Source organism: Pseudomonas sp. GL_139_B, assembly GCF_057834475.1.
Map to the genome: position 1 here is coordinate 1,310,681 of NZ_CM174403.1, position 23,657 is coordinate 1,334,337.

The 23,657-nt window shown below is 58.0% G+C and carries 23 protein-coding genes; 16 read left to right on the forward strand and 7 right to left on the reverse strand.

Annotated elements, in window-relative coordinates:
* The first annotated feature begins 7 nt into the window (after positions 1-7).
* A complete protein-coding gene (gene tnpC, locus AC3ISI_RS05855) occupies positions 8-1,561 on the forward strand; it encodes an IS66 family transposase (protein ID WP_489332794.1) in 1,554 nt (517 codons plus the stop codon).
* Between the two features lie 457 nt (positions 1,562-2,018).
* Here the strand turns inward: tnpC and rapA are convergent, their stop codons facing one another.
* Positions 2,019-4,865 carry an RNA polymerase-associated protein RapA gene (gene rapA / locus AC3ISI_RS05860; RefSeq protein WP_489335881.1) on the reverse strand — a complete coding sequence of 949 codons (2,847 nt, stop codon included), beginning with the start codon at positions 4,863-4,865 and terminating at the stop codon, positions 2,019-2,021.
* A 218-nt stretch (positions 4,866-5,083) separates the two neighbouring features.
* Between rapA and AC3ISI_RS05865 the strand changes: the two genes are divergently transcribed.
* The 3 genes from AC3ISI_RS05865 (at position 5,084) to ccoM (ending at position 5,917) form a co-directional block, all read left to right on the forward strand.
* Entirely contained in the window at positions 5,084-5,425 is a 342-nt protein-coding gene (locus tag AC3ISI_RS05865; RefSeq protein WP_489335882.1) for an aspartate-semialdehyde dehydrogenase, read from the forward strand.
* Between the two features lie 72 nt (positions 5,426-5,497).
* Positions 5,498-5,659 carry a hypothetical protein gene (locus tag AC3ISI_RS05870; RefSeq protein WP_085988412.1) on the forward strand — a complete coding sequence of 54 codons (162 nt, stop codon included), beginning with the start codon at positions 5,498-5,500 and terminating at the stop codon, positions 5,657-5,659.
* A 144-nt stretch (positions 5,660-5,803) separates the two neighbouring features.
* The gene (gene ccoM / locus AC3ISI_RS05875; protein WP_317849332.1) at positions 5,804-5,917 is read left to right on the forward strand and encodes a cytochrome c oxidase subunit CcoM; all 114 of its coding nucleotides are present in this window, start codon (positions 5,804-5,806) and stop codon (positions 5,915-5,917) included.
* Positions 5,918-6,123: 206 nt separating this feature from the next.
* Here ccoM and AC3ISI_RS05880 read toward each other — a convergent pair whose 3' ends face one another.
* A complete protein-coding gene (locus AC3ISI_RS05880; RefSeq protein WP_489335883.1) occupies positions 6,124-7,599 on the reverse strand; it encodes an inorganic phosphate transporter in 1,476 nt (491 codons plus the stop codon).
* Between the two features lie 377 nt (positions 7,600-7,976).
* Positions 7,977-8,177, reverse strand: coding sequence for a hypothetical protein (locus tag AC3ISI_RS05885; RefSeq protein ID WP_007935837.1), 201 nt, complete (start codon positions 8,175-8,177; stop codon positions 7,977-7,979).
* Between the two features lie 202 nt (positions 8,178-8,379).
* Here AC3ISI_RS05885 and AC3ISI_RS05890 point away from each other — a divergent pair, with 202 nt between their 5' ends.
* The 12 genes from AC3ISI_RS05890 (at position 8,380) to pcaC (ending at position 19,710) form a co-directional block, all read left to right on the forward strand.
* Positions 8,380-8,835, forward strand: coding sequence for a hypothetical protein (locus AC3ISI_RS05890; RefSeq protein ID WP_489335885.1), 456 nt, complete (start codon positions 8,380-8,382; stop codon positions 8,833-8,835).
* Between the two features lie 22 nt (positions 8,836-8,857).
* Positions 8,858-9,700 carry a pca regulon transcriptional regulator PcaR gene (pcaR, locus tag AC3ISI_RS05895; RefSeq protein ID WP_489335886.1) on the forward strand — a complete coding sequence of 281 codons (843 nt, stop codon included), beginning with the start codon at positions 8,858-8,860 and terminating at the stop codon, positions 9,698-9,700.
* Positions 9,701-9,840: 140 nt separating this feature from the next.
* The gene (pcaK, locus tag AC3ISI_RS05900) at positions 9,841-11,187 is read left to right on the forward strand and encodes a 4-hydroxybenzoate transporter PcaK (RefSeq protein ID WP_489335887.1); all 1,347 of its coding nucleotides are present in this window, start codon (positions 9,841-9,843) and stop codon (positions 11,185-11,187) included.
* A gap of 268 nt (positions 11,188-11,455) precedes the next feature.
* Complete coding sequence (locus AC3ISI_RS05905) at positions 11,456-12,313, forward strand: CoA transferase subunit A (RefSeq protein WP_223512219.1); 858 nt, start codon at positions 11,456-11,458, stop codon at positions 12,311-12,313.
* On the forward strand, positions 12,313-13,092 hold the full coding sequence (locus tag AC3ISI_RS05910; RefSeq protein ID WP_007947286.1) for a CoA-transferase subunit beta: 780 nt from the start codon (positions 12,313-12,315) through the stop codon (positions 13,090-13,092). Before AC3ISI_RS05905 ends, AC3ISI_RS05910 begins: the two co-directional genes overlap by 1 nt.
* Positions 13,089-14,294, forward strand: a complete 1,206-nt coding sequence (gene pcaF, locus AC3ISI_RS05915) for a 3-oxoadipyl-CoA thiolase (protein ID WP_489337631.1) — start codon at positions 13,089-13,091, stop codon at positions 14,292-14,294. The genes AC3ISI_RS05910 and pcaF overlap by 4 nt, the downstream gene beginning before the upstream one ends.
* Before the next feature lie 37 nt (positions 14,295-14,331).
* On the forward strand, positions 14,332-15,036 hold the full coding sequence (pcaH, locus tag AC3ISI_RS05920) for a protocatechuate 3,4-dioxygenase subunit beta (protein WP_489335889.1): 705 nt from the start codon (positions 14,332-14,334) through the stop codon (positions 15,034-15,036).
* 1 nt (position 15,037) lies between these two features.
* A complete protein-coding gene (gene pcaG, locus AC3ISI_RS05925; protein WP_489335891.1) occupies positions 15,038-15,604 on the forward strand; it encodes a protocatechuate 3,4-dioxygenase subunit alpha in 567 nt (188 codons plus the stop codon).
* Between the two features lie 185 nt (positions 15,605-15,789).
* Positions 15,790-17,094, forward strand: coding sequence for an MFS family transporter (locus AC3ISI_RS05930; protein WP_489335892.1), 1,305 nt, complete (start codon positions 15,790-15,792; stop codon positions 17,092-17,094).
* A gap of 45 nt (positions 17,095-17,139) precedes the next feature.
* Complete coding sequence (locus AC3ISI_RS05935; RefSeq protein WP_489335893.1) at positions 17,140-18,504, forward strand: 3-carboxy-cis,cis-muconate cycloisomerase; 1,365 nt, start codon at positions 17,140-17,142, stop codon at positions 18,502-18,504.
* A gap of 11 nt (positions 18,505-18,515) precedes the next feature.
* Positions 18,516-19,307, forward strand: coding sequence for a 3-oxoadipate enol-lactonase (pcaD, locus tag AC3ISI_RS05940; RefSeq protein WP_489335894.1), 792 nt, complete (start codon positions 18,516-18,518; stop codon positions 19,305-19,307).
* 10 nt (positions 19,308-19,317) lie between these two features.
* Positions 19,318-19,710, forward strand: coding sequence for a 4-carboxymuconolactone decarboxylase (pcaC, locus tag AC3ISI_RS05945; RefSeq protein WP_489335896.1), 393 nt, complete (start codon positions 19,318-19,320; stop codon positions 19,708-19,710).
* Between the two features lie 111 nt (positions 19,711-19,821).
* Here the strand turns inward: pcaC and AC3ISI_RS05950 are convergent, their stop codons facing one another.
* The 4 genes from AC3ISI_RS05950 to AC3ISI_RS05965 form a co-directional block, all read right to left on the reverse strand.
* Positions 19,822-20,643 (reverse strand): methyltransferase domain-containing protein, encoded by an 822-nt coding sequence (locus AC3ISI_RS05950; RefSeq protein ID WP_489335897.1) that lies wholly within the window; start codon positions 20,641-20,643, stop codon positions 19,822-19,824.
* 38 nt (positions 20,644-20,681) lie between these two features.
* Positions 20,682-21,443 (reverse strand): DUF3050 domain-containing protein, encoded by a 762-nt coding sequence (locus AC3ISI_RS05955; protein ID WP_489335898.1) that lies wholly within the window; start codon positions 21,441-21,443, stop codon positions 20,682-20,684.
* Positions 21,444-21,490: 47 nt separating this feature from the next.
* Positions 21,491-22,138: a hypothetical protein gene (locus tag AC3ISI_RS05960; RefSeq protein WP_489335899.1), complete on the reverse strand. Its 648-nt coding sequence runs from the start codon at positions 22,136-22,138 to the stop codon at positions 21,491-21,493.
* A 227-nt stretch (positions 22,139-22,365) separates the two neighbouring features.
* Complete coding sequence (locus AC3ISI_RS05965) at positions 22,366-23,628, reverse strand: OprD family porin (protein ID WP_489335901.1); 1,263 nt, start codon at positions 23,626-23,628, stop codon at positions 22,366-22,368.
* Positions 23,629-23,657: the final 29 nt, after the last annotated feature.

Consider the following 23,657-nt stretch of genomic DNA (forward strand, 5'->3'; position numbering starts at 1 on the left):
CCGCGGCATGATTTCCATGCCTGACAACCTTCCTGATGACCCCGTGCGTCTCAAACAGATGCTGCTTGAGACGTACGAAGCGCGTGCACGTGATCAGGAAGTCAAAGAGGCTTACCAGACCCATATCGTTGATCTGAAAGAGCAGATCAAGTTGCTGCGTGACCGTATATTTGGCTGTAAGTCCGAACAAACGGTCGAATCCAACACGCCGCAACTGGCGCTGTTCAATGAGCCCGAAAGTGAACCGATGCCCGCCGTCGAGGATGCCGATGAAGAAGTCGTTGCTCCAGCTCCACGCCGTGGTAAACGCAAGCCACTATCTGCTGATCTGCCGCGTATCGAAGTCATCCACGAATTGCCTGAGCACGAACTGACCTGTGCCTGCGGTTGCCGCAAGCATGTGATCAGCGAAGAAACCAGTGAGCAGCTGGATATCGTGCCGATGCAGATTCGGGTGATCAAACACATCCGTAAAGTCTACGGTTGCCGTGGTTGTGAAACCGCTCCGGTCACTGCTGACAAACCCGCCCAGTTGATCGAAAAGAGCATGGCCAGTCCGAGCGTCTTGGCGATGCTGCTAACCACCAAGTATGTCGACGGATTACCGCTGCATCGTTTTGAAACGGTGCTGAGCCGACACGGTATCGATATCCCGCGTCAAACCTTGGCGCGCTGGATCATCCAATGCGGCGAGCACTTGCAACCGTTGCTGAATCTGATGCGTGATCGATTGCTGGAAAGTCCGGTCATCCACTGCGATGAAACCCGCGTCCAGGTACTCAAAGAGCCAGGTCGAGACCCGACCAGTCAATCCTGGATGTGGGTGCAAGCCAGTGGGCCGCCAGATCGAAAAGTCGTGCTGTTCGACTACACCTCCAGCCGTGCGCAGGAAGTACCGTTGCGCCTGCTGGAAAGTTATCGCGGCTACGTGATGACCGACGACTACGCGGGTTACAACGCATTGGCGTTGCAGCCCGGTGTCGAGCGGTTGGCGTGCATGGCCCATGCGCGACGCAAGTTCGTGGACGCGCAAAAAGTGCAGCCCAAGGGCAAGACGGGACGTGCCGATATCGCGCTGACGATGATCAACAAGCTGTATGGCATCGAGCGTGAACTCAAGGACGTCAGCGATGAACAGCGCTTTATGAATCGTCAGGAAAAGAGCCTGCCGATCCTGGCGCAGTTGAAAAGCTGGCTGGATAAAACGCAGTCGCAGGTGACACCGCAAAGTGTTTTGGGCAAGGCCGTTAATTATCTTGCCAGTAACTGGAGCCGACTGGAGCGCTACGTGGAGGCTGGGTTTTTACCCATCGACAACAACCCGGCAGAGCGTGCAATAAAACCATTTGTAATCGGTCGCAAGGCTTGGCTGTTCAGCGACACGCCCAAAGGCGCGACTGCCAGCGCGCAGATCTACAGTCTGGTCGAGACCGCCAAGGTCAACGGCCAAGAGCCCTATACGTGGCTGCGCCACGTACTGGAACGACTGCCGCATGCGCAGTCGGTGGCCGACTACGAAGCACTATTGCCATGGAACTGCTCGCCAGAGATGCCACGGTAAACGAGGCGGTAGTCTGGCGGTAGGTGTAGTTCATGGATCGGATACGGAATATCCTGGTGCTGTAGCTGTAATGTTGAGGGGAGGGAGAGTTAATCCATTACTCATTGTAAAATCCTACAATATTTTATGGTTGTCAGTAGCGAGTGCTACGTGCATTCCTCGCGCTTGGTGCGGTGGTCTGTGTTTTTATACTAGTGTGTTAATGGTAAGAATGGGTCTGAGAGTTGAGTAGGAAAGTTCTTTTTGGGTGTGGAGAAGAGGCGATGTTAAATGTATTTGTTGCTGCTTTATGGCTTTAACGAATTGTCCTATGCAGTTGTCAGAAGCGTCCTGCGCAATTATTAGAAAGTTCTGCTTGTAAGTTTGAAATCCTGAACTGACAAGACCAAGAATTCGTCCAATAAAAAAGGCCCGCATCGCTGCGGGCCTTTTTTATTGACGGTGTAGATGCGGGAGATTAACCCGCCACCAACACCCGAATCGCTTCCAGTCGCAGCGCAGCCTTTTCGAGCATGGCCAACCCTTGCTCGCGCTGTTTGCGCAGGGCAACCAGTTCGCTGTCGCGCACGGTCGGGTTGACGGCTTGCAACGCGGTCAGGCGAGCCAGTTCCTCTTCAGTGTCAGCGGCCAGACGACGCTGCGCCTCGGCAACACGTTCGGCATGACGCGGGAAGATTTTCTCTTCGCCCGCGTTGATCCGTGGCGTCAACTGATCACGCTGAGCCTGGATGAACTTGTTGGCGCTGGCACGCGGTACGCTTTCCAGTTGATCGTTCAAGGTTTCGAACGACACGCGGGCCGAGAGGTCATTGCCATTGGTATCGAGCAGGCAGCGCAGGGCGGCTGGTGGCAGGTAACGGCCCAGTTGCAGCGAGCGCGGGGCAACCACTTCGCTGACGTAGAGCAGTTCCAGCAACACGGTGCCAGGTTTGAGCGCCTTGTTCTTGATCAGCGCCACGGCGGTGTTGCCCATCGATCCGGACAAGACCAGGTCCATGCCGCCCTGAACCATCGGGTGCTCCCAGGTGATGAACTGCATGTCTTCGCGAGACAGCGCCTGGTTGCGGTCGTAGGTGATGGTCACGCCTTCGTCGTCGCCGAGCGGGAAGCTGGCGTCGAGCATTTTTTCGCTCGGCTTGAGGATCAGCGCGTTTTCCGAATGGTCTTCGCTGTCGATGCCGAATGCATCGAACAGGGTTTCCATATAGATCGGCAGGGCGAACTGATCGTCTTGCTCAAGAATGTCTTCAACCAGTGCGTCGCCTTCACCGGCACCGCCGGAGTTGAGCTCCAGCAAGCGGTCACGACCGGTGTGCAAGTCGGCTTCCAGACGCTCACGCTCGGTTCGGGCTTCGTCGATCAGCGCTTGCCACTCGCCGTCGTCAGCCTCTTCCAGAAGCGGCAGCAGGCGTGGGCCGAACTGATGCTGCAAGGCGTTGCCGGTCGGGCAGGTGTTGAGGAACGCGTTCAGCGCTTCGTGATACCACTGGAACAGGCGCTCTTGCGGGCTGGTTTCCAGATACGGCACGTGCAGTTCGATGGTGTGCTTCTGGCCGATCCGGTCCAGACGACCGATACGCTGCTCCAGCAAATCCGGGTGCGACGGCAGATCGAACAGCACCAAGTGGTGCGAGAACTGGAAGTTGCGACCTTCACTGCCGATTTCCGAGCAGATCAGCACTTGTGCACCGAATTCTTCATCGGCGAAGTACGCGGCGGCGCGGTCACGTTCGAGGATGTTCATGCCTTCGTGGAAGACCGTGGCCGGAATCCCGGAACGTACGCGCAGGGCGTCCTCCAGGTCCATGGCGGTTTCGGCATGGGCGCAGATCACCAGCACTTTGGTGCGCTTGAGCATCTTCAGGGTGTCGATCAGCCACTCGACGCGCGGGTCAAACTTCCACCAGCGCTCTTCTTCGTTGGCGTCCGGTTGGGCCTGGAAGCTGACTTCCGGGTACAACTCGGCGTGATCGCCCAGTGGCAACTCGAGGTATTCGTCAGGGCATGGCAGCGGGTACGGGTGCAGTTTGCGCTCCGGGAAACCCTGCACGGCGGCGCGGGTGTTACGGAACAGCACACGGCCGGTGCCGTGGCGGTCCAGCAGTTCGCGCACCAGGCGGGCGCTGGCTTCGGTGTCGCCGTCGTTCACGGCGGCCAGCAGGGCTTCGCCTTCGTTGCCGAGGAAGCCGTGAATGGTTTTGTGTGCTTCAGGCGACAGGCGCCCCTTGTCCAGCAGCTCCTGAACGGCTTCGGCCACCGGGCGATAGTTTTCGCTCTCGGCGCGGAAGGCGGCCAGGTCATGGAAACGGTTCGGGTCGAGCAGGCGCAGACGGGCGAAGTGGCTGTCCTGACCCAGTTGTTCCGGGGTCGCGGTCAGCAACAGCACGCCGGGAATGGTTTCGGCGAGCTGCTCGACCAGGGTGTATTCCGGGCTGGCGTTGTCTTCATGCCACACCAGGTGGTGGGCTTCGTCGACGACCATCAGGTCCCAGCCAGCAGCAAACAGCGCATCCTGAGCCTTTTCGTCTTCGACCAGCCACTCAAGTGCGACCAGCGCGAGCTGGGTGTCTTCGAATGGGTTGGTGGCATCGCTTTCGATGAAGCGTTCTTCGTCGAACAGCGCAACTTGCAGGTTAAAGCGGCGGCGCATCTCGACCAGCCACTGGTGCTGCAGGTTCTCGGGAACGAGGATCAGTACGCGGTTGGCGCGGCCCGAGAGCAGTTGGCGATGGATCACCAAACCGGCTTCGATGGTTTTACCCAGGCCTACTTCGTCCGCCAGCAGAACACGCGGTGCAATGCGGTCGGCGACTTCACGGGCAATGTGCAATTGGTGCGCGATCGGTTGCGCACGTACGCCACCGAGGCCCCAAAGCGCGGACTGCAATTGGCGGCTGGTGTGTTCCAGGGTGTTGTACCGCAGGGAGAACCAGGGCAGCGGGTCAATCTGTCCGGCGAACAAACGATCGCTGGCCAGACGGAACTGAATGAAGTTCGACAGCTGGGTTTCCGGCAGGGTGACCCCTTCGTTCTGCGCGTTAAGGCCGTGGTAGACCAGCAGGCCATCGACGTCGTCGACTTCCTGAACTGTCAGTTTCCAGCCTTCGAAGTGAGTGATCGAGTCACCGGGCGAAAATCGCACGCGGGTGAGGGGCGCATTCCTTAGCGCGTACTGGCGAGTTTCGCCAGTGGCCGGATAGAGCACGGTCAACAAGCGGCCGTCCTGTGCCAGAACGGTACCTAAACCCAGCTCGGCTTCGCTGTCACTGATCCAGCGTTGCCCCGGTTGATACTGCTGCGCCATGCTGCCTGACTCCCACCTTGAAAAAGCGGGCTATCTTAACGGAATGAGACCTTCAGGGCCAAAGGACTCTCATAAAAACTCGCAGTCTTACGTTAGCCCAACGAAACCATGCCCGCAGGCCAGGGCGCCCATTCGTGCCAAACGGGTCACAGTTTGCGACCGATGGCTCAAGTCGCCATCCCCGCAGCCGACAGCGTGCTGACAGGAGACTAATAATTATGTTGCCACCGATGCTCCCCTTGAGTGCCGTGCCGATCACTTCCCAGCAGGACCCGATTCGCCAGCGCCCGGATATTCCGCCGGTGGTGCCCGTGCAGGAAAGCTCCAGCGAGAGCACGATCGACTTGCAGCAGCGCGATCCCGAGGAAGCGGCTTTTCAGCTGCGCGAGGAGCAGCGTCGCAAGCAGGAACGCGAGCGTCGCCGTCGCGAAGCCGATGAAGACCCGGAGGCGCATCTGGCGATTCCCGGTAACGAACTGAATGCCGACAATACGGTGCCGGTGGCGCCGTTGATGGAAGATCAGCCACGTCAGGGCTTGTGGGTCGATATTCAGATTTGAGGTTGCGGCTGGTCAGCGCGGCCATCAGACCGCATTATTACGACAACCCTGTCAAACGATGCACAGAGCACCATGAGCCAAGACGATAAGCTGATTGATCTCAATTCTGAACGCGCCAAGCGGGTTCACGACCTTAATGAAAAACGTCTGAACGAAGTTCGGCAGGCGTTTGAACAGGCGATGCCATTGGGTAAAGCCAAGAAGAAACCGAAGAGCAAGCCGAAAAAGCGTTGAAGTACCCTGCGTCTTTTGACGCAGGTCAGTTATTTCCCCTCCTTTACGTCCGGTCTCGGGCGACATTGATCCAGGTCAATTTTCTGATCTGCCTGTTTGGTTAACTTAGCCCTATCGCAACAGAGCAAGTCCTGGAGGCCAGTCATGTTTTTCGACAACGTGGTGTTCGCCGGAGTGCTGACTGTCAGCCTCATGGTTATGTTTTTCGCAGGATTAGGAATTTTTATCTGGAAAGATTCGCACAAGCGCAAATCGTAGTTCTTTCCAGATGTAATGAGCACGCAAGGCATTTTGGGCAACTTAGGTTGCCCTTTTTTTGTCTGCAAAAATCTATTGGCTTACATAAAACCCCTGTGGGAGCGAGCAAGTTCGCTCCCACAGGGAACTGCGGTGATTGATAGATTGCAGATGCAAAAAAAGGCGCGAACCTCACGGAACGCGCCTTTTTATTTGGCAGCGATGTATCAGCTGCCCAGTGCCTTAGATGCCAGCCAGAACAGTCCGGCCGACAGGGCCACCGTCGCGGGCAGGGTCAGAACCCAGGCCAGCAGGATGGTTTTCACCGTGCCGCCTTGCAGGCCGCTTTTGTTTGCGACCATGGTGCCAGCCACGCCCGAGGACAGCACGTGGGTGGTGGACACCGGCAGGCTGAAGATGTTGGCCAGGCCAATCATGCACGCGGTGGTGATCTGCGCCGACATGCCTTGGGCATAAGTCATGCCTTGCTTGCCGATCTTCTCGCCGATGGTCAGTACCACGCGTTTCCAGCCAACCATGGTGCCCAGGCCCAGCGCCAGTGCAACCGCCAGAATCACCCAGAACGGGGCGTATTCGGTGGTGGTGGTCAGGTCTTTGCGCAGTTTGTCCAGGTCAGCCTTTTCGCGGGCATTGAGGGTAGGCAGCTTGCCGACTTTCTTTGCCGTGTCATCCAGGCAGAGCAGATAACGACGCACTTCGATGCGGCTTTCCGACGACAACGAGTGGTAGTCCGATACACCTTTAAGGGTGCCAAGCAGGGCGGAGATGGTCGGTTCCGTCTGTTGCGGGTTGCAACGGAATTTCTCCGGCAGATCGCCCTCTACGCTTTTGCCCAGCGCCAGGTATTCACCCAGGGTGTCGGCGTTGCGCTTGTAGAACTGGCTCAGGTGCAGGGTCGCATCGCGAGTCCGTTCGATCTGGTAAGTCGTGCTGCCCAGGTCGAGTACGAACTGTGCCGGCACGATCCCGATCAGTACCAGCATGATCAGGCCGATACCTTTCTGGCCATCGTTGGAACCGTGCACGAAGCTCACGGCCATGGCCGAGATCACCAGGACCAGACGGTTCCAGAACGGTGGGTGCTTCTTGTCGTCGAGCTTGCGGCGCTGGTCCGGTGTCTTGTGCATCTTGGACAGTGGACGCCACCATTTAAGGCCGATCAATACCAGCGCTGCGACGAGGAAACCGGCCATTGGCGAGAACACCAGGGAGGCACCGATATCGATAGCCTTCTGCCAGTTCACGCCATCCGCCAGAGGAATGTCGTTGATCAACGCGTTGGCCAGGCCGACACCGAGGATCGAACCGATCAAGGTATGGGAGCTGGACGCCGGGATACCGAAGTACCAAGTGCCAAGGTTCCAGGTGATGGCGGCAGCAAGTAGCGAGAACACCATGGCCAGTCCGTGACCGGTGTTCACATTGATCAGCAGTTCTACCGGCAGCAGGTGGACGATGGCGTACGCCACGCCAACACCGCCCAGCAGCACGCCGAGAAAGTTGAACACACCGGAAAAGAACACCGCCAGATGAGGCGGCATGGCTTTGGTGTAGATAACAGTGGCCACCGCGTTTGCGGTGTCATGAAAGCCGTTGATGAACTCGAAGGCGAGGACAAAGGCCAGGGCGAGCAAGAGGCTCACAAGCACCCAAGCATCAAGTCCGCTGAATAAATCGATCATGAAGGTTTTCTGACCCGGTCGTAAGGGGGCGCGATTATGCCAGAAAAGACTGCTAATCAATGCACTTGCTGCTCATCGGTAACATTCTTCAACGAATTAATTTGTGGCGATTGCCTATCTCCCAGCGTTTTACCGGGTTTTACAAGCCCTTGAATTCATAGGGAAATACCGCGGAAACAAGGGTTTCTCTCGTGAAGTCGAGAGATTTAAACGCCTTTGGGAAATATCTGAGAAAAGGGTCAGAAAGGAGCCATGGACCTCATCCGATGGGAGAGGTAGCCGCAGCCCGCTTGTAGCGGGCGCGAAAGGCTTGATCAATGCAACCCGCTTTTAACAGGAGCAGACGCAGACCCTTGAAAGGATTTCGACCGAGGCGGTCAAGGCTCTTCGGCTTTAAGTTCCTTTTCCATCTTCTGCAATTCCTGAGTGAACGCCTGATCCTGAACGGTGGCGCGTTTACGCCAGGGTTTACGTTCCGGCTCGGGCTGGGCGGCGTAGGTGGTGACTTCCCCGCCGTAAACTTCCTTGTACCGTTGTTCCTGGCGCTCAAGTTCCGCGCGCAGTTCGTCTTTCGTCACAGTGCTACCTGTATGAGTTGAGATAAATTCTGGTGAAACGCGCTGCATCGAATCTATTGACCACAATCGCGCAAAGGACAATGCCAAAAGCATCGTTTAGGGCATGCGAACAATACTTCCATGTTGCAGGCGGCCACGGCACCAGAGAAAAAATGCTGACGTAGCATCAGTTACCTGTTTCAGCGAGGGCGTTGGCGAAGCAATGAATGAGCGCCAAGCGCTTGCTGCGGGCAGCGACGATAGAATACCGGGCTGCCGGGTGGCGCAATCGGTACATAAAAACCGGATTGCCACTGAGGTGCATTATAGCGGTCGATTTGAAGAACACTATCATTTGAGCGTTAAAAGTAGTTCTTCTTGTGTGATGATTTTGTTACTCGCAACTTTTAACGTTAATAAGGGGGGCGGTGATGTCACATCTGCAGTGATGTCTTTCTGGCGCCATGAAGTCGAGCAAGTTAAGCCTAATACATGGCTTTTCAAGTCAGTGATCGAACACGATAAAAAGTATCGGCTGGTCGGCGCGAAAACCAGCGGCGAGCACGCTGGGCAGTGCATGGTGTGGATTGCGATTATCGGCCTGTGGTTCGATAATCGCCCAGTCTCGGCGATCCCTGTCTTGTGTGATGAAGCAGGGGGCGCGTGTAATAACCGCTGATCTGCCTCGGAAAGGATCTTTCATGAACGATCAACTGCGCAACTCTTTCACTTCAGTCGCGCCGCCGATTGTCGCCTCACCTGCCAAGCGAATTCAGGCCCTGACCGGCGACCCCGATTTCATGACCTCGCTGGCTCGTGGCCTGGCGGTGGTGCAAGCGTTTCAGGAGCGCAAGCGACATCTGACCATTGCTCAGATCAGTCATCGCACGGAAATTCCCCGCGCAGCCGTGCGACGGTGCCTGCATACCTTGATCAAACTCGGCTACGCCACCACCGATGGTCGCACCTATTCACTGTTGCCCAAAGTGTTGACCCTGGGCCATGCCTACGTGTCTTCGACGCCTTTGGCTGTCTCGGCCCAGCCGTACCTGGACCGCATGAGTGAGCAACTTCATGAGGCGTGCAACATGGCCACGCTGGAAGGGGACGACATTTTATACATCGCCCGTTCGGCAACGACCCAACGGCTGATTTCCGTCGACCTTTCAGTGGGCGGCCGCCTGCCGGCCTACTGCACTTCAATGGGCCGGATTCTTCTCGCCGCGCTGGATGACACCTCGCTGCGCGAATACCTCGATCATGCAGAGCTGCAAGCCAAGACCAGCCGCACGCTGCACACGCCCGAGACGTTGCTCGAATGCCTGCAAGAAGTGCGGCAACAAGGCTGGTGCATCGTCGATCAGGAACTGGAACAGGGCCTGCGCTCGATTGCCGTGCCGGTATATGACGCTTCTGGCCAGGTAGTGGCTGCCTTGAACGTCAGCACCCACGCTGGCCGTGTCAGCCGCAATGAGCTGGAACAACGATTCCTGCCGGGACTGCTCAGTGCCAGCCGCGACCTCAGCGCGCAGCTCTTCGCCTAAGCCCTCTGTCTAAGATGTTCGATAAACGCACAGACTTGCGTTTATCGAATTGACGCTCTTTCCCCGGGATCATTACTGTCGCGGCAGCGCCAGCCCAGGCTGGCACCTATCCGACTGCGTTCTTGTATGGAATAAAAATAATGAACCAGCCCCAGTCTGCTGTAGGTAACTGCCTCGACGTGCAGTCCTTCATCAATGCTCAACCCATTTCGCGCTATCAGTGGCGAGTGGTGATCCTGTGTTTCCTGATAGTTTTCCTGGATGGCCTCGATACGGCGGCCATGGGCTTTATTGCGCCTGCGCTGTCGCAGGATTGGGGCATCGACCGCGCCAGTCTCGGCCCGGTCATGAGTGCTGCGTTGATCGGCATGGTCTTCGGCGCACTGGGGTCCGGCCCGTTGGCTGACCGCTTCGGGCGAAAAGTCGTACTGGTCGGCGCGGTGTTATTGTTTGGTGTCTTCAGTCTGGCGTCGGCCTACAGCACCAATGTCGATCAATTGCTGGTGTTGCGTTTCCTCACCGGCCTGGGCCTTGGCGCCGGCATGCCGAACGCCACGACATTGCTGTCGGAATACACCCCGGAGCGCAAGAAGTCCCTGCTGGTGACCAGCATGTTCTGCGGCTTCAACCTCGGCATGGCCGGCGGCGGGTTTATCTCGGCCAAGTTGATCCCGGCTTTCGGTTGGCACAGTTTGCTGCTGATCGGCGGGATCTTGCCGCTGATCCTCTCGGTCGTCCTGCTGTTCTGGCTGCCGGAATCGGCGCGCTACCTTGTAGTCCGTAACCGCGGCACCGACAAAGTACGCAAGACCCTGGCGCCCATCGACCCGACCATCGTCGCCCAGGCTTCAAGCTTCAGCGTGCCGGAACAGAAAACCGTGAAGGCGCGCAACGTGTTCGCGGTGATCTTCTCCGGCACCTACAGCACCGGCACATTGCTGTTGTGGCTGACCTACTTCATGGGCCTGGTGATTGTGTACCTGCTGACCAGTTGGCTGCCGACACTGATGCGCGACAGCGGCGCGAGCATGGAGCAGGCTGCGTTCATAGGCGCACTGTTCCAGTTTGGCGGGGTGCTGAGCGCGGTGGGCGTAGGTTGGGCGATGGACCGGTTCAATCCGCACAAGGTCATCGGCATTTTTTACCTGCTGGCCGGGGTGTTTGCCTACGCGGTGGGGCAGAGCCTGGGCAACATCACGCTGTTGGCGACGTTGGTGCTGGTGGCGGGCATGTGCGTCAACGGTGCGCAATCGGCGATGCCTTCCTTGGCAGCGCGGTTTTATCCGACACAAGGGCGGGCGACCGGGGTGTCGTGGATGCTCGGGATTGGCCGGTTTGGCGCGATTCTCGGGGCATGGATGGGCGCGACGCTGCTCGGGTTGGGCTGGAATTTTGAGCAAGTGTTGACGGCGCTGGTGATCCCGGCGGCCTTGGCGACCACGGCGGTGGTGATCAAGGGCATGGTCAGTCATGCGGATGCGACTTGAGGGGCTGATCCAGGATTCTTGGTGAGCTTGATGGCCTCATCGCAAGCAGGCTCGCTCCCACAGGGGAACGCGGTAACTGTGGGAGTGAGCCTGCTCGCGATGCTTTTGAGGGTCGATAGCGAGCCAACAATATGTTCGATAAACGAACGCTTAGTCGATTATCGGATTGTTTGGCGTTTTGCACAGGCTTAACCTTCAGTCATTCCGGCGCTGCGCATCGCGCCTTTTTCTTCCACTGTCGGTTCACAACAAAACGGGAGCCTGCCCCATGGCTGAAATCCTTTCGCTGCACGACGCGGTGAAGCAATTCGTAAACGACGGCGATACAGTCGCGCTCGAAGGCTTTACTCATCTGATCCCTACGGCGGCGGGTCATGAAATCATTCGTCAGGGCAAGAAAGACCTGACACTGGTACGCATGACCCCGGACCTGATCTACGACCAGTTGATCGGCGCCGGTTGTGCTCGCAAGTTGATTTTCTCCTGGGGTGGCAACCCGGGTGTCGGTTCGCTGCACCGTCTGCGTGACGCAGTTGAGAAGCAGTGGCCGCACGCGCTGGAAATCGAAGAACACAGCCACGCCGACCTCGCCAATGCCTATGTCGCTGGCGCCTCCGGCCTACCATTCGCGGTGCTGCGGGCTTACGCCGGTTCCGACCTGCCGAAGGTCAATCCGCTGATCAAAACCGTCACCTGCCCGTTTACCGGCGAAGTGCTCGCAGCGGTGCCTTCGGTGCGTCCGGACATCACAGTCATTCACGCGCAGAAAGCCGACCGCAAAGGCAACGTGCTGCTGTGGGGCATTCTTGGTGTGCAGAAAGAAGCCGCACTGGCCGCAAAGCGTTGCATCGTCACCGTCGAAGAAATCGTCGACGACCTCAATGCACCGATGAACGCTTGTGTACTGCCGACCTGGGCTTTGAGCGCAGTCTGCCATGTACCCGGCGGCGCGCATCCTTCCTACGCTCACGGTTACACCGAGCGTGATAACCGTTTCTACCAAGCCTGGGACCCGATTGCCCGCGACCGTGAAACCTTCACCGCGTGGATCAACGAATACATCCACGGCTGCGCTGATTTCAGCGAGTTCCAGGCCAAGCTGGCCGCTGCTTCGGAGGCCAAGTAATGACTTACACCACCAATGAAATGATGACCGTTGCCGCCGCTCGCCGTTTGAAAAACGGTTCGGTGTGTTTCGTCGGCATCGGCCTGCCGTCGAAAGCGGCGAACCTGGCGCGTCTTACTTCTTCGCCGGATGTGGTCCTGATCTACGAATCGGGTCCGATTGGCGCCAAACCAAGCGTACTGCCACTGTCGATTGGTGACGGTGAGCTGGCTGAAACCGCTGACACCGTGGTCCCGACCGGTGAGATTTTTCGCTATTGGTTGCAGGGTGGGCGTATTGACGTCGGTTTCCTCGGCGCCGCGCAAGTCGACCGTTTCGGCAACATCAACACCACCGTGGTCGGCGATTACCATGCGCCGAAAGTTCGTCTGCCGGGTGCTGGTGGCGCGCCGGAGATTGCCGGTTCGGCCAAAAGCGTGCTGATTATCCTCAAGCAGTCGGCGCGTTCCTTCGTCGATAAACTCGACTTCATTACCTCGGTCGGCCATGGCGAGGGCGGTGATTCACGCAAGCGTCTCGGTCTGCCGGGCGCCGGTCCGGTGGGCATTATTACCGACCTGTGCATCATGGAACCCGAAGCCGGCACCCATGAATTTGTGGTCACCGCACTGCACCCAGGTGTGACCCGTGAGCAAGTGGTTGCCGCCACCGGTTGGGCGATTCGTTTCGCTGACACGGTTGAAAACACTGCCGAGCCCACCGAAGTCGAATTGACCGCACTGCGCGATCTTGAAGCCCGCACCGCCGCCGCCCATGGCCAAGCCCCCGGAGAAGCCTGATGCGTGACGTTTATATCTGCGACGCCATTCGCACCCCCATCGGCCGTTTCGGCGGCGGTCTGTCGGCCGTCCGCGCGGACGATCTGGCTGCCGTGCCGATCAAGGCGCTGATGGAACGCAACCCGTCGGTGGACTGGACGGCGGTGGACGAGGTGTTCCTCGGCTGCGCCAACCAGGCCGGCGAAGACAACCGTAACGTTGCGCGCATGGCATTGCTGCTGGCCGGGCTGCCGGAAAGCATTCCCGGCATTACGCTCAATCGCCTGTGCGCGTCAGGCATGGATGCCATTGGCACTGCGTTCCGCGCCATCGCCAGCGGCGAAATGGAGTTGGCGATTGCCGGCGGTGTCGAGTCGATGTCCCGCGCGCCTTTCGTGATGGGTAAGGCTGATGCAGCGTTCTCGCGCAACATGAAGCTGGAAGACACCACCATCGGCTGGCGTTTCATCAACCCGTTGATGAAAGCGCAATACGGCGTGGACGCGATGCCGCAGACCGCCGACAACGTGGCCGACGATTACGAAGTGTCCCGTGAAGACCAGGACGCTTTCGCGCTGCGCAGCCAGCAGCGCACAGCCGCTGCACAAGCCGCAGGATTTTTCGCTGAAGAAATCGTTGAAGTGCGGATTGCCCACAAGAAGGGTGAAACGGTGGTCACGCAGGACGAACATCCTCGCGCCGACACCACCCTGGAAACGCTGGCCAAACTCAAACCGGTCAACGGCCCCGACAAAACCGTCACTGCCGGCAACGCTTCGGGCGTGAACGATGGTGCGGCGGCGTTGATTCTGGCGTCTGCTGAAGCGGTGAAAAAACACGGCCTGACCGCCCGCGCCAAAGTGCTCGGCATGGCGAGTGCCGGCGTTGCGCCTCGGGTGATGGGCATTGGCCCGGTCCCGGCGGTGCGTAAACTGACCGAGCGTCTTGGCTTGGCCGTCAGCGATTTCGACGTGATCGAGCTCAACGAAGCCTTCGCCAGCCAGGGTTTGGCGGTGCTGCGTGAACTGGGGCTGGCGGACGACGCGGCTCAGGTCAACCCGAACGGTGGCGCAATTGCCTTGGGCCATCCGCTGGGCATGAGCGGTGCACGTCTGGTGCTGACCGCGTTGCATCAGCTGGAAAAAACCGGTGGCAAGAAAGGTCTGGCGACCATGTGCGTTGGCGTGGGTCAGGGTCTGGCCCTGGCGATCGAACGCGTCTGACACGCCGCGTCGACCTATAAGAACAGAGGATAGCGAAATGACTGACAAGCCTGGTTACCGCCGCCCGCAGGAGGGCACTCAGCCCGACTACCTGCACCCGACGTATCAATCCACCAACCTGCGCTCGCCGTCCAAGCCGTTGGTATTTTTGCCGCACTCGCTGTCGGAAATCACCGGACCGACCATCGGCGCCGATCGCATTAATGAGAAAGACAACGACCTGACTGCCCAACACGAGGGCGAACCACAGGGCGAGCGCATCATCATTCACGGCCGCGTGCTGGATGAAAACGGTCTGCCGGTGCCGGGGATTCTGGTGGAAATCTGGCAGGCTAACGCCGCCGGTCGCTACAACCACGCCCGCGACCTGCATGACGCGCCGCTGGACCCCAACTTCACCGGCACCGGCCGCACCGTGACCGACGCCGACGGCTGGTATCAGTTCCAGACCATCAAGCCTGGTGCCTATCCATGGGGCAACCACCACAACGCGTGGCGCCCGGCGCACATCCATTTCTCACTGTTCGGGCCGAGCATTCTGACGCGCCTGGTCACGCAGATGTATTTCCCGGGCGATCCGTTGCTGGCCTACGACCCGATCTACAACTGCGTGCCGGACACCAGCGCCAAAGAGCGTTTGATCGCGACGTTTGATCTGGAAAAAACCATCCCTTCCTATGCCCTCGGTTATCGCTGGGACATCGTCTTGCGCGGCCGCGACGCCACGCCGATGGAGAAATAAGATGACGCTGAACGCGACCACGTCCCACACCGTCGGGCCGTATTACCACATCGGCCTGACCTGGCTGAACCGCGAAGACCTGACCGTGGAGCAAACCCTCGGCGAGCGCGTGGCGATCACCGGGCAAGTTGTCGATGGCAACGGCGACGTCGTCAACGACGCGATGCTGGAAGTCTGGCAAGCCAACGCCGCCGGCAAGTACGATCATCCGGAAGATGATCAGGACAAACCGCTGGACCCGAACTTCGAAGGCTTTGGCCGGGTGCCGGTGGATGCCGAAGGACGTTTTCGTTTCACCACCATCAAACCGGGTACGGTTGCAGGCCTGAAGGGCTCCACCCAGGCGCCGCACCTGGTGGTGCTGGTGTTTGCTCGCGGGTTGGTCAAGCATTTGCTGACGCGGATTTACTTTGATGGCGAACCGGCCAACGTGGCGGATCCGCTGCTGGAATGTGTTCCGGCCGAGCGCCGCAGTACGTTGCTGGCGAAAAAAGATGCGTCGGGTGTTTATCAGTGGAATGTGATTTTGCAAGGAACTGATGCTGAGACGGTGTTCTTCGACTACTGAAAACACCGCAAATCCCTGTAGGAGTGAGCCTGCTCGCGAGGGCGGAGTGTCATTCAGCATTGATGGCACTGATACACCGCAATCGCGAGCGGGCTCACTCCTACAGGGGACAGCATTGCCTACTTGGGAACAGGACTGTTGCGAAGTGTGTCTAGACTCTCACTGTCCCCATTGAGTGAAAAACAATGACAACAACCACCGCCACTACAGAACACTACACCGGTGAAGAGCGCAGCAAGCGGATCTTCGCCATTGTCGGCGCTTCGTCCGGCAACCTCGTCGAATGGTTCGACTTCTACGTCTACGCCTTTTGCGCGATCTTTTTTGCGCCGGCTTTTTTTCCGTCTGACAACCCCACGGTTCAGTTGGTCAACACTGCTGGCGTATTCGCCGCCGGGTTCCTGATGCGCCCCATTGGCGGCTGGATTTTCGGCCGGCTGGCGGACAAGCGCGGGCGCAAGAGCTCGATGATGATTTCGGTGCTGATGATGTGCTTCGGCTCATTGCTCATCGCCTGCCTGCCGACCTACAACAGCATCGGGGTCTGGGCGCCGATCCTGTTGCTGTTCGCGCGTTTGCTTCAAGGCTTATCGGTAGGCGGCGAATACGGCACCACGGCCACCTACATGAGTGAGGTCGCGCTCAAGGGCCAGCGCGGCTTCTTCGCCTCGTTCCAGTACGTGACGCTGATTGGCGGGCAGTTGCTGGCGGTGTCGCTGGTGGTGATCCTGCAACAGTTCCTTACCGAGGATGATTTGCGTGCCTATGGCTGGCGGATTCCGTTTGTGGTCGGTGCGCTGGCCGCGTTGATTTCGCTGTTCCTGCGTCGTTCTCTGAAAGAAACCAGCAGCAAGGAAATGCGTGAAAACAAAGACGCCGGCAGCATCAGTGCGTTGTTCCGCGACCATAAAGCCGCGTTCATTACCGTGCTCGGTTATACCGCCGGTGGCTCGCTGATTTTCTATACCTTCACCACGTACATGCAGAAGTACCTGGTGAACACGGCCGGCATGCAGGCCAAGACTGCCAGTTACATCATGACCGGCGCGCTGTTCCTTTATATGTGCATGCAGCCGGTGTTCGGCATGCTCGCCGACAAGATCGGCCGCCGGAACTCGATGCTCTGGTTCGGCGCGCTCGGAACGTTGTGCACCGTGCCGATTCTGTTGAGCTTGAAAAGCGTCAGCAGTCCGTTCCTGGCCTTTGTGCTGATTACTGTGGCGCTGGCGATCGTGAGTTTCTACACCTCGATCAGTGGCCTGGTAAAAGCCGAAATGTTCCCGCCGGAGGTGCGTGCCCTGGGTGTCGGCCTGGCGTACGCGGTGGCGAATGCGATTTTCGGCGGTTCAGCAGAATACGTCGCCCTGAGCCTGAAAGCCGTGGGCATGGAAAACGCCTTCTACTGGTACGTCACAGTGATGATGGCAGTGGCGTTCCTGTTCAGTTTGCGCCTGCCGAAACAGGCGAAGTATTTGCACCACGACCTTTGATCTTTACGCGCGGGCCTCACGGGCTCGCGCCTCCAGGGACTGTTTATGAACGAGCGACCGGGCAATCAATTGTTCGATGCCTATTTCACTGCGCGCGATATGCGTGAGGTGTTCTGCGATCAAGGCCGCGTACAGGCCATGCTCGATTTCGAAGCCGCGCTGGCCCGGGCCGAGGCGCGTGTCGGGTTGATTCCGCAAACGGCTGTCGCCCCGATTGAAGCTGCGTGTCAGGCCGGGCATTACGACTTTGCCGCCCTCGGCGAGGCGATTGCCACTGCGGGCAATTCCGCCATTCCATTGGTCAAGGCGTTGGGCAAGCAAATCGCGGCCAGTGATGCCGAAGCCGAGCGTTATGTGCATTTGGGCGCGACCAGCCAAGACGTGATGGACTCCGGGCTGGTGTTGCAATTGCGTGGGGCGCTGGGGCTGATCGAAAGTGATCTGGCGCAACTGGGCGACACCCTCGCGACTCAAGCCAAACGTTATGTCGCTACACCTTTGGCCGGCCGCACTTGGTTGCAGCATGCAACACCGGTCACCCTCGGCATGAAAATCGCTGGTTGGCTGGGGGCGGTCACTCGCAGCCGTCAACGCTTGCAAGAGCTCAAGCCTCGTCTGTTAGTGCTGCAATTTGGTGGCGCCTCCGGAACTCTGGCAGCCCTCGGTGCACAGGCGATACCGATTGCTGAAGCATTGGCCAAGGAGCTGCAACTGACCTTGCCGGATCAGCCATGGCACACCCAGCGTGATCGCCTGGTGGAGTTTGGCTCGGTGCTGGGATTGATCGCCGGCAGCCTGGGCAAACTTGGCCGCGACATCAGCCTGTTGATGCAAACCGAGGCGGGCGAAGTCTTCGAACCGTCGGCGCCGGGCAAGGGCGGTTCCTCGACCATGCCGCACAAACGCAACCCGGTCGGTGCAGCAGTGCTGATCGGTGCGGCGACGCGTGTGCCGGGCTTACTCTCGACACTCTTCAGCGCGATGCCGCAGGAACACGAACGCAGCCTCGGTCTATGGCATGCCGAGTGGGAAACCCTGCCAGAGATTTGCTGCCTGGTGTCCGGTAGCCTCAAGCAAGCCTTACTGGTGGCGCAGGGGCTGGAAGTGGACGCGAATCGCATGGCTCGCAACCTTGATTTGACCCAAGGCCTGGTGTTGGCTGAAGCGGTGAGCATCGTCCTTGCCCAACGGGTTGGTCGCGACACTGCGCATCATCTATTGGAACTCTGCTGCAAACGTGCGGTGGCGCAACAGCGTCATCTGCGCGCCGTCCTCGGTGACGAGCCGCAAGTGACTGCCGAGCTTTCGGCTGCTGAACTCGATCATTTGCTGGATCCCGCCCATTACCTCGGCCAGGCCAAGACCTGGGTCGAGCGGGCGATAGCTGAACATTCTGCATTGACTGCCTGAAGGAGATTGCTGTGGCTTCTGTACAACTCGCCGAGGGCGAACTGCATTACCAACTTGATGGACCTGAACATGCGCCAGTGCTGGTGCTGTCCAACTCGCTGGGCACCGACCTGCACATGTGGGACGCGCAGATTGCGGCGTTCACCGAACATTTCCGGGTGCTGCGCTTCGACACCCGTGGCCATGGTAAATCGCTGGTGACGCCGGGACCGTACAGCATCGAGCAACTGAGCCGCGACGTGTTGGCGCTGCTGGATGCGTTGCACATTGAACGCGCACATTTCTGCGGTCTGTCGATGGGCGGTCTGATCGGCCAGTGGCTGGGGATCCATGCCGGTGATCGATTGAACAAACTGGTGGTATGCAACACCGCCGCGAAAATCGGCGATCCGTCGATCTGGAACCCGCGCATTGAAACCGTGCTGCGTGACGGTCCGGCTGCCATGGTTGCGCTGCGCGATGCCTCGATTGCGCGCTGGTTTACCCCGGACTTTGTCGAAGCCAATCCATCTGCTGCGAAGCAGATCACCGACATGCTGGCCGCCACTTCGCCTCAAGGCTACGCGGCCAATTGCGCGGCGGTGCGTGATGCGGACTTCCGTGAGCAGTTGTCTTCGATCAAGGCGCCGCTGCTGGTCATCGCCGGCACTGAGGACGCGGTTACGCCGCCGTCTGGCGGACACTTCATTCAAGAACATGTGCCAGGTGCCGAATACGCCGAGTTCTACGCCGCGCACTTGTCCAACGTCCAGGCCAGCGCTGCGTTCAGCGAGCGGGTTTTGGCGTTTTTGAACGCTCATTAAGGGGATTGTTGTGGACGAGAAACAACGTTACGACGAGGGCATGAAAGTCCGTCGCGCAGTGCTTGGCGATGCTCACGTCGACCGCAGTCTGACCGCCCTGACCGAGTTCAACTCGGAATTTCAGGAGATGATCACCCGCCACGCCTGGGGCGACATCTGGACCCGCCCGGGCCTGCCGCGCCACACCCGCAGCCTGATCACCATTTCCATGCTGATCGGCATGAATCGCAACGAAGAACTGAAACTGCACCTGCGAGCCGCAGCCAACAACGGCGTAACCCGTGGCGAGATCAAGGAAGTGATCATGCAGAGCGCGATCTACTGCGGCATCCCGGCGGCAAATGCGACATTCCACTTGGCGGAGTCGGTTTGGGATGAGTTGGGGGTTGAGTCGCGGGATTAACATTCAATTTTTTTGTTGTCTGAACTGACGCCATCGCGGGCAAGCCACGCTCCTACAGGGGAATGCGTTTCAAATGTGGGGCGGGCTTGCCCGCGAAGGCGATGTCATGGCCTACACAGTGGCCACAATGAAAACCCGCTTGAACGGAAACAACGTATGCCCGTCATCTTCCTGCGGGTAATGCGCATGCACCCGCATCGTGAAGTGATAGATGAACCTGGCCTGTTCGTCATCCTCCAACCCCTGCATCACCGCCCGCAACGCCGACACCTTGATCCAGTCATAAATCGGCGACTTGCCGTCGACGACCTGTAGCTGCTCGGTTTCCCAGATATCCAGTGTTGCGCAGCGCGGCGCCAGCAAGCGGTAGTAGTCCTCCAGCGACAACAATGGCCGCCGCGCCATGCTTTCACGTAGCTGCGGAGTGCCCAGCGGCTGACCGTCGTGGCCTCCATTGTCGAGGGTGTCGAGCATCAGTTGATACCACACCGCATCGCGCCAATCGGGCATGTGCGCCGCCAGACAACCGCCCGGGTTCAAGTGCTTGAGCAATCGAGGCAACAGCTGTGGATGATCGTCGATGAAATGCAGCACGGCGGCGGCAAACAGCAGGTCGGCGGGTTGTTCGGGTTGCCAGTTTTGCAGGTCGCATTGCTTCCACCGGGCTTTGATCGGCAAACACCTGGCCTCCTGAAGCATTTGCTCCGAGCTGTCGATGCCCAACAGGTGCGCTCGGGGCCAGCGCTTGGCCAGAACCTGCGTCGCAATGCCCGTGCCGCAACCCAGGTCGTAGATGTGTTTGGGGTTTTTGATGTCGACACGGTCGAGCAATTCGTTCACCGGTCGTTGTCGAAGTCGGGAGAATTGCTGATAGGCCTTGGCGTCCCAGTCGGTAGTGCTAACTGAAGCCTTAAGTTTTCGTAGCGTGGGCATGAGGTAGTCCTCTGTGGCCATGAGTGGTCAGTGAATGACTAGGCACCTGCATCCGACTTTTTTATTTCACGGTAGATACCGTTCCATAACCTGATTCGCTGCTCGATAGCGTCAATGGCCGCCCGCAATGCTTTTTCCCGCACCTGCGGCGTGATGATTGATCGAGACAACATTTTTTGTGCGCCTGGTCCGTGGTCGCCACTGTCCACTTCGATGTGTCGATTCAGGTAGTAAGTCAACTTGGGCGCTTGTTGAGCCGTTAGCCCCCAACGTTTCATTAAGGTCTGGAACATTTCGGGGATCGGGTCTTCGCGGCCAAAAAGAAAGCTGCTGGCCACTTCGGCAGTCGAGCCGTTGCGAGCGGTCTTAATAGTGTGTTTAACAAACGTCTGTACGTACGCAGGAACACGGGCCTGGTTTAGTGCCTTCCCTAGTGCATAAGTAAGGGCGAATTGACTGATAAACGTCTCGATTTTTTCAGTGGGCGCACTGACTTCAATCATTGCGTCTAGGTACAGACGGAAATGACTGGCCGGCTGGCCATCATGGCCAATGTCCGATTCTTCGCCGGTGATGATTTCATTGATGAGGCGGGCGCTATCTTCATTCAGCACCGGCATCCAGGGTAGCTCGACACAAGTGAAGTCGCGTTGCAGGCGTTTGGCCAGGCTCATAAAGTCCCATACTGCAAATACATGACGACTCATGAATATTCTGACGTGTTCGACCGAACGGATAGCGCTATAAATCGGGTGTTGGGCCAATCGATCCTGATACGGCTTGAGCTCTTTTTCAAACATGGCTTGCATCCTTGCAAAGAGGTTTAAACGCAATGTGCGGCACTGGGTTAAATAGCATTGCGCGGTTGACGAAGATCTGCAAAAAGTTGTGACCATGCTTTAGGTGACGGCAGCATTAATCCAGTCACTTTTTTATAAGCTCGCCATTCATTTCCAAAAATGGACTCCAGACGTTTGTCCATGTGCCATGTACCCAAATACATATAGATCGTGGCACCGACCGAAAAAAGCAATGTGTCGTAGGTCATGATCGGGTGGGCCCAGAAAAACAACATCAGAAAAGTATGATGGGGGAAACGTATGTATCGCTTGATGCCTTGTACGTTCATTCGGTAAGGCGTAGGGGGTTTTTGACCTTTTAATTTGGCAATTAATTGGTGAGCACCGAGCCACTGCCAAAAGGTGGAGGTATAACGAAAGCAGTAAATAGTTAGACCTAGTAGAGTCACCATTGATAACGCTGCGAAGTGAAACAGCGGGCTACCCGGAATCAATACATAGATGTAATCTCCCGAGGGTTGCCAGTAAACAATGCCGAGTGCCAGCGTTGCGGCAGAAAACACGCACATGCCGATGTTCCAACTCCATTCCGGGAAGAATATTTCGTAAAGTTTCATCGCTGGACGGGTTGTCAGGCAGGAGTGGACGAAGCCATAAGAAAACATAATCAATGTGTCGATCTGCCACCAGCTCATAGTATTCCCTTCCATGGTTGTCATCTGCGAGGTGTTGCTTTAAGCAGATATTAGAAACCTGGTGGATGGCAAACTACTGTTAGAACTAACAGGCTTTAAGTCGTTTTAATAATAGAAGGGCGTTAGATTGGTTATAAGATTGTCCGGCAACGAAAGCATGTTCGACGTTTTTGAATAAGCCACTTCCGATGTGGCTTGGTGTTTTGGTTTTTCGTGGTGGGATTCCCTTACAGCAAACTGATCGGATAATTGATGATCACCCGGTTCTCATCGAACTCGTTAGTGCTGAAGCTCTTGCGGATGCTCGCGTTGCGCCATTTGACGTTGAGGCTTTTCAATGGACCGCTTTGCACGGTGTAGGCCAGTTCCGATTCGCGACCCCATTCCGTGCCGTCAGTGATTGTGCCGGTGTGCACATTATCGCCGCTGATGTAGCGGTTCATCATTGTCAGGCCCGGCACGCCGAGGGCGACGAAGTTGTAGTCGTGGCGCACCTGCCAGGATTTTTCCTGGGCGTTGTCGTAGCTGGAGTTGTAGCTGTCGTTGGCCAGGGTACCGCCGCTGGTGCCGTTGACGCGCATCCATTGATCGTCACCGGTGAGTTTTTGCAGGCCGACGTAGAAGGTGCTGCCACCGTATTTGGCCGAGAGCATGGCGAACCCGGTTTTGTTGTCGAGATCGCCGTCCAGGGCGCTGCCGTTTTCCTTGCCGATGAAATAACCAAGGTTGGCGCCGAGGACCCAGTCGCCAATCGGCTGGCTGTGGTTCAGGTTGTAATACTGTTGCTGGTAGATGTCGCTGAGTTCTGCGTACCAGGCACCCACCTGGGTGCGTTTGTCGTTGAAGGTGTATTCACCGCCACCAAAGTTGAAACGGTCCGAAGTGATGGCAGCGGATTTGCCGTTCATGAACATGTCTTGCATGCTCGCATCGTTACGCGGACTGTTCTGGCGGAACTGGCCACCGTAGATCGTCAGGCCGTTGATTTCGGTGGACGTCAACTGGCCACCCTGGAAGGTTTGTGGCAGCGAGCGGCCATCGTCTGAACGCAGGATGGGCAGTACTGGCATCCATTCACCGACCTTCACTTCGGTTTTACTCACTTTCATCTTCCCGGCTACTCCCAGACGGCCGAAGCTGTCGGCAGGGCGACCGTCACTGCCAATTGGCAACAACTGCGTGCCGCCGGTGCCTTTACCGCCATCGAGTTTGACCGACAGCAGTCCGAGCACATCCGCACCGAATCCCACCGGGCCTTGGGTGAAACCGGACTTGGCGTCGAAAATGAAGTTCTGCGTCCACTCTTCAGCCTTGCCTTGGGGGAAGGCCGGGTTGGTGAAGTTGCGGTTGATGTAGAAATTGCGCAGGTTCAGGTTGACCTTGGCGCCTTCGACAAACCCCGAGTCCTCGGCTTGGGCGGGCAGGGCCGCCGTGGTCACAGCAATGGCAATCAGGCCAGGGAAGAAATACTGCGCGGTGGAAGGCGTCATGGGCTCGGGTCTCTCTAATTTTTGGGGAT

Excerpts from the sequence above, each read along its gene's own strand:
- tnpC (WP_489332794.1), top strand. The coding sequence starts at position 8 with ATGATTTCCATGCCTGACAACCTTCCTGATGACCCCGTGCGTCTCAAA.
- rapA (WP_489335881.1), bottom strand. The coding sequence starts at position 4,865 with ATGGCGCAGCAGTATCAACCGGGGCAACGCTGGATCAGTGACAGCGAA.
- AC3ISI_RS05865 (WP_489335882.1), top strand. The coding sequence starts at position 5,084 with ATGTTGCCACCGATGCTCCCCTTGAGTGCCGTGCCGATCACTTCCCAG.
- AC3ISI_RS05870 (WP_085988412.1), top strand. The coding sequence starts at position 5,498 with ATGAGCCAAGACGATAAGCTGATTGATCTCAATTCTGAACGCGCCAAG.
- ccoM (WP_317849332.1), top strand. The coding sequence starts at position 5,804 with ATGTTTTTCGACAACGTGGTGTTCGCCGGAGTGCTGACTGTCAGCCTC.
- AC3ISI_RS05880 (WP_489335883.1), bottom strand. The coding sequence starts at position 7,599 with ATGATCGATTTATTCAGCGGACTTGATGCTTGGGTGCTTGTGAGCCTC.
- AC3ISI_RS05890 (WP_489335885.1), top strand. The coding sequence starts at position 8,380 with ATGAATGAGCGCCAAGCGCTTGCTGCGGGCAGCGACGATAGAATACCG.
- pcaR (WP_489335886.1), top strand. The coding sequence starts at position 8,858 with ATGAACGATCAACTGCGCAACTCTTTCACTTCAGTCGCGCCGCCGATT.
- pcaK (WP_489335887.1), top strand. The coding sequence starts at position 9,841 with ATGAACCAGCCCCAGTCTGCTGTAGGTAACTGCCTCGACGTGCAGTCC.
- AC3ISI_RS05905 (WP_223512219.1), top strand. The coding sequence starts at position 11,456 with ATGGCTGAAATCCTTTCGCTGCACGACGCGGTGAAGCAATTCGTAAAC.
- AC3ISI_RS05910 (WP_007947286.1), top strand. The coding sequence starts at position 12,313 with ATGACTTACACCACCAATGAAATGATGACCGTTGCCGCCGCTCGCCGT.
- pcaH (WP_489335889.1), top strand. The coding sequence starts at position 14,332 with ATGACTGACAAGCCTGGTTACCGCCGCCCGCAGGAGGGCACTCAGCCC.
- pcaG (WP_489335891.1), top strand. The coding sequence starts at position 15,038 with ATGACGCTGAACGCGACCACGTCCCACACCGTCGGGCCGTATTACCAC.
- AC3ISI_RS05930 (WP_489335892.1), top strand. The coding sequence starts at position 15,790 with ATGACAACAACCACCGCCACTACAGAACACTACACCGGTGAAGAGCGC.
- AC3ISI_RS05935 (WP_489335893.1), top strand. The coding sequence starts at position 17,140 with ATGAACGAGCGACCGGGCAATCAATTGTTCGATGCCTATTTCACTGCG.
- AC3ISI_RS05950 (WP_489335897.1), bottom strand. The coding sequence starts at position 20,643 with ATGCCCACGCTACGAAAACTTAAGGCTTCAGTTAGCACTACCGACTGG.
- AC3ISI_RS05955 (WP_489335898.1), bottom strand. The coding sequence starts at position 21,443 with ATGTTTGAAAAAGAGCTCAAGCCGTATCAGGATCGATTGGCCCAACAC.
- AC3ISI_RS05960 (WP_489335899.1), bottom strand. The coding sequence starts at position 22,138 with ATGAGCTGGTGGCAGATCGACACATTGATTATGTTTTCTTATGGCTTC.
- AC3ISI_RS05965 (WP_489335901.1), bottom strand. The coding sequence starts at position 23,628 with ATGACGCCTTCCACCGCGCAGTATTTCTTCCCTGGCCTGATTGCCATT.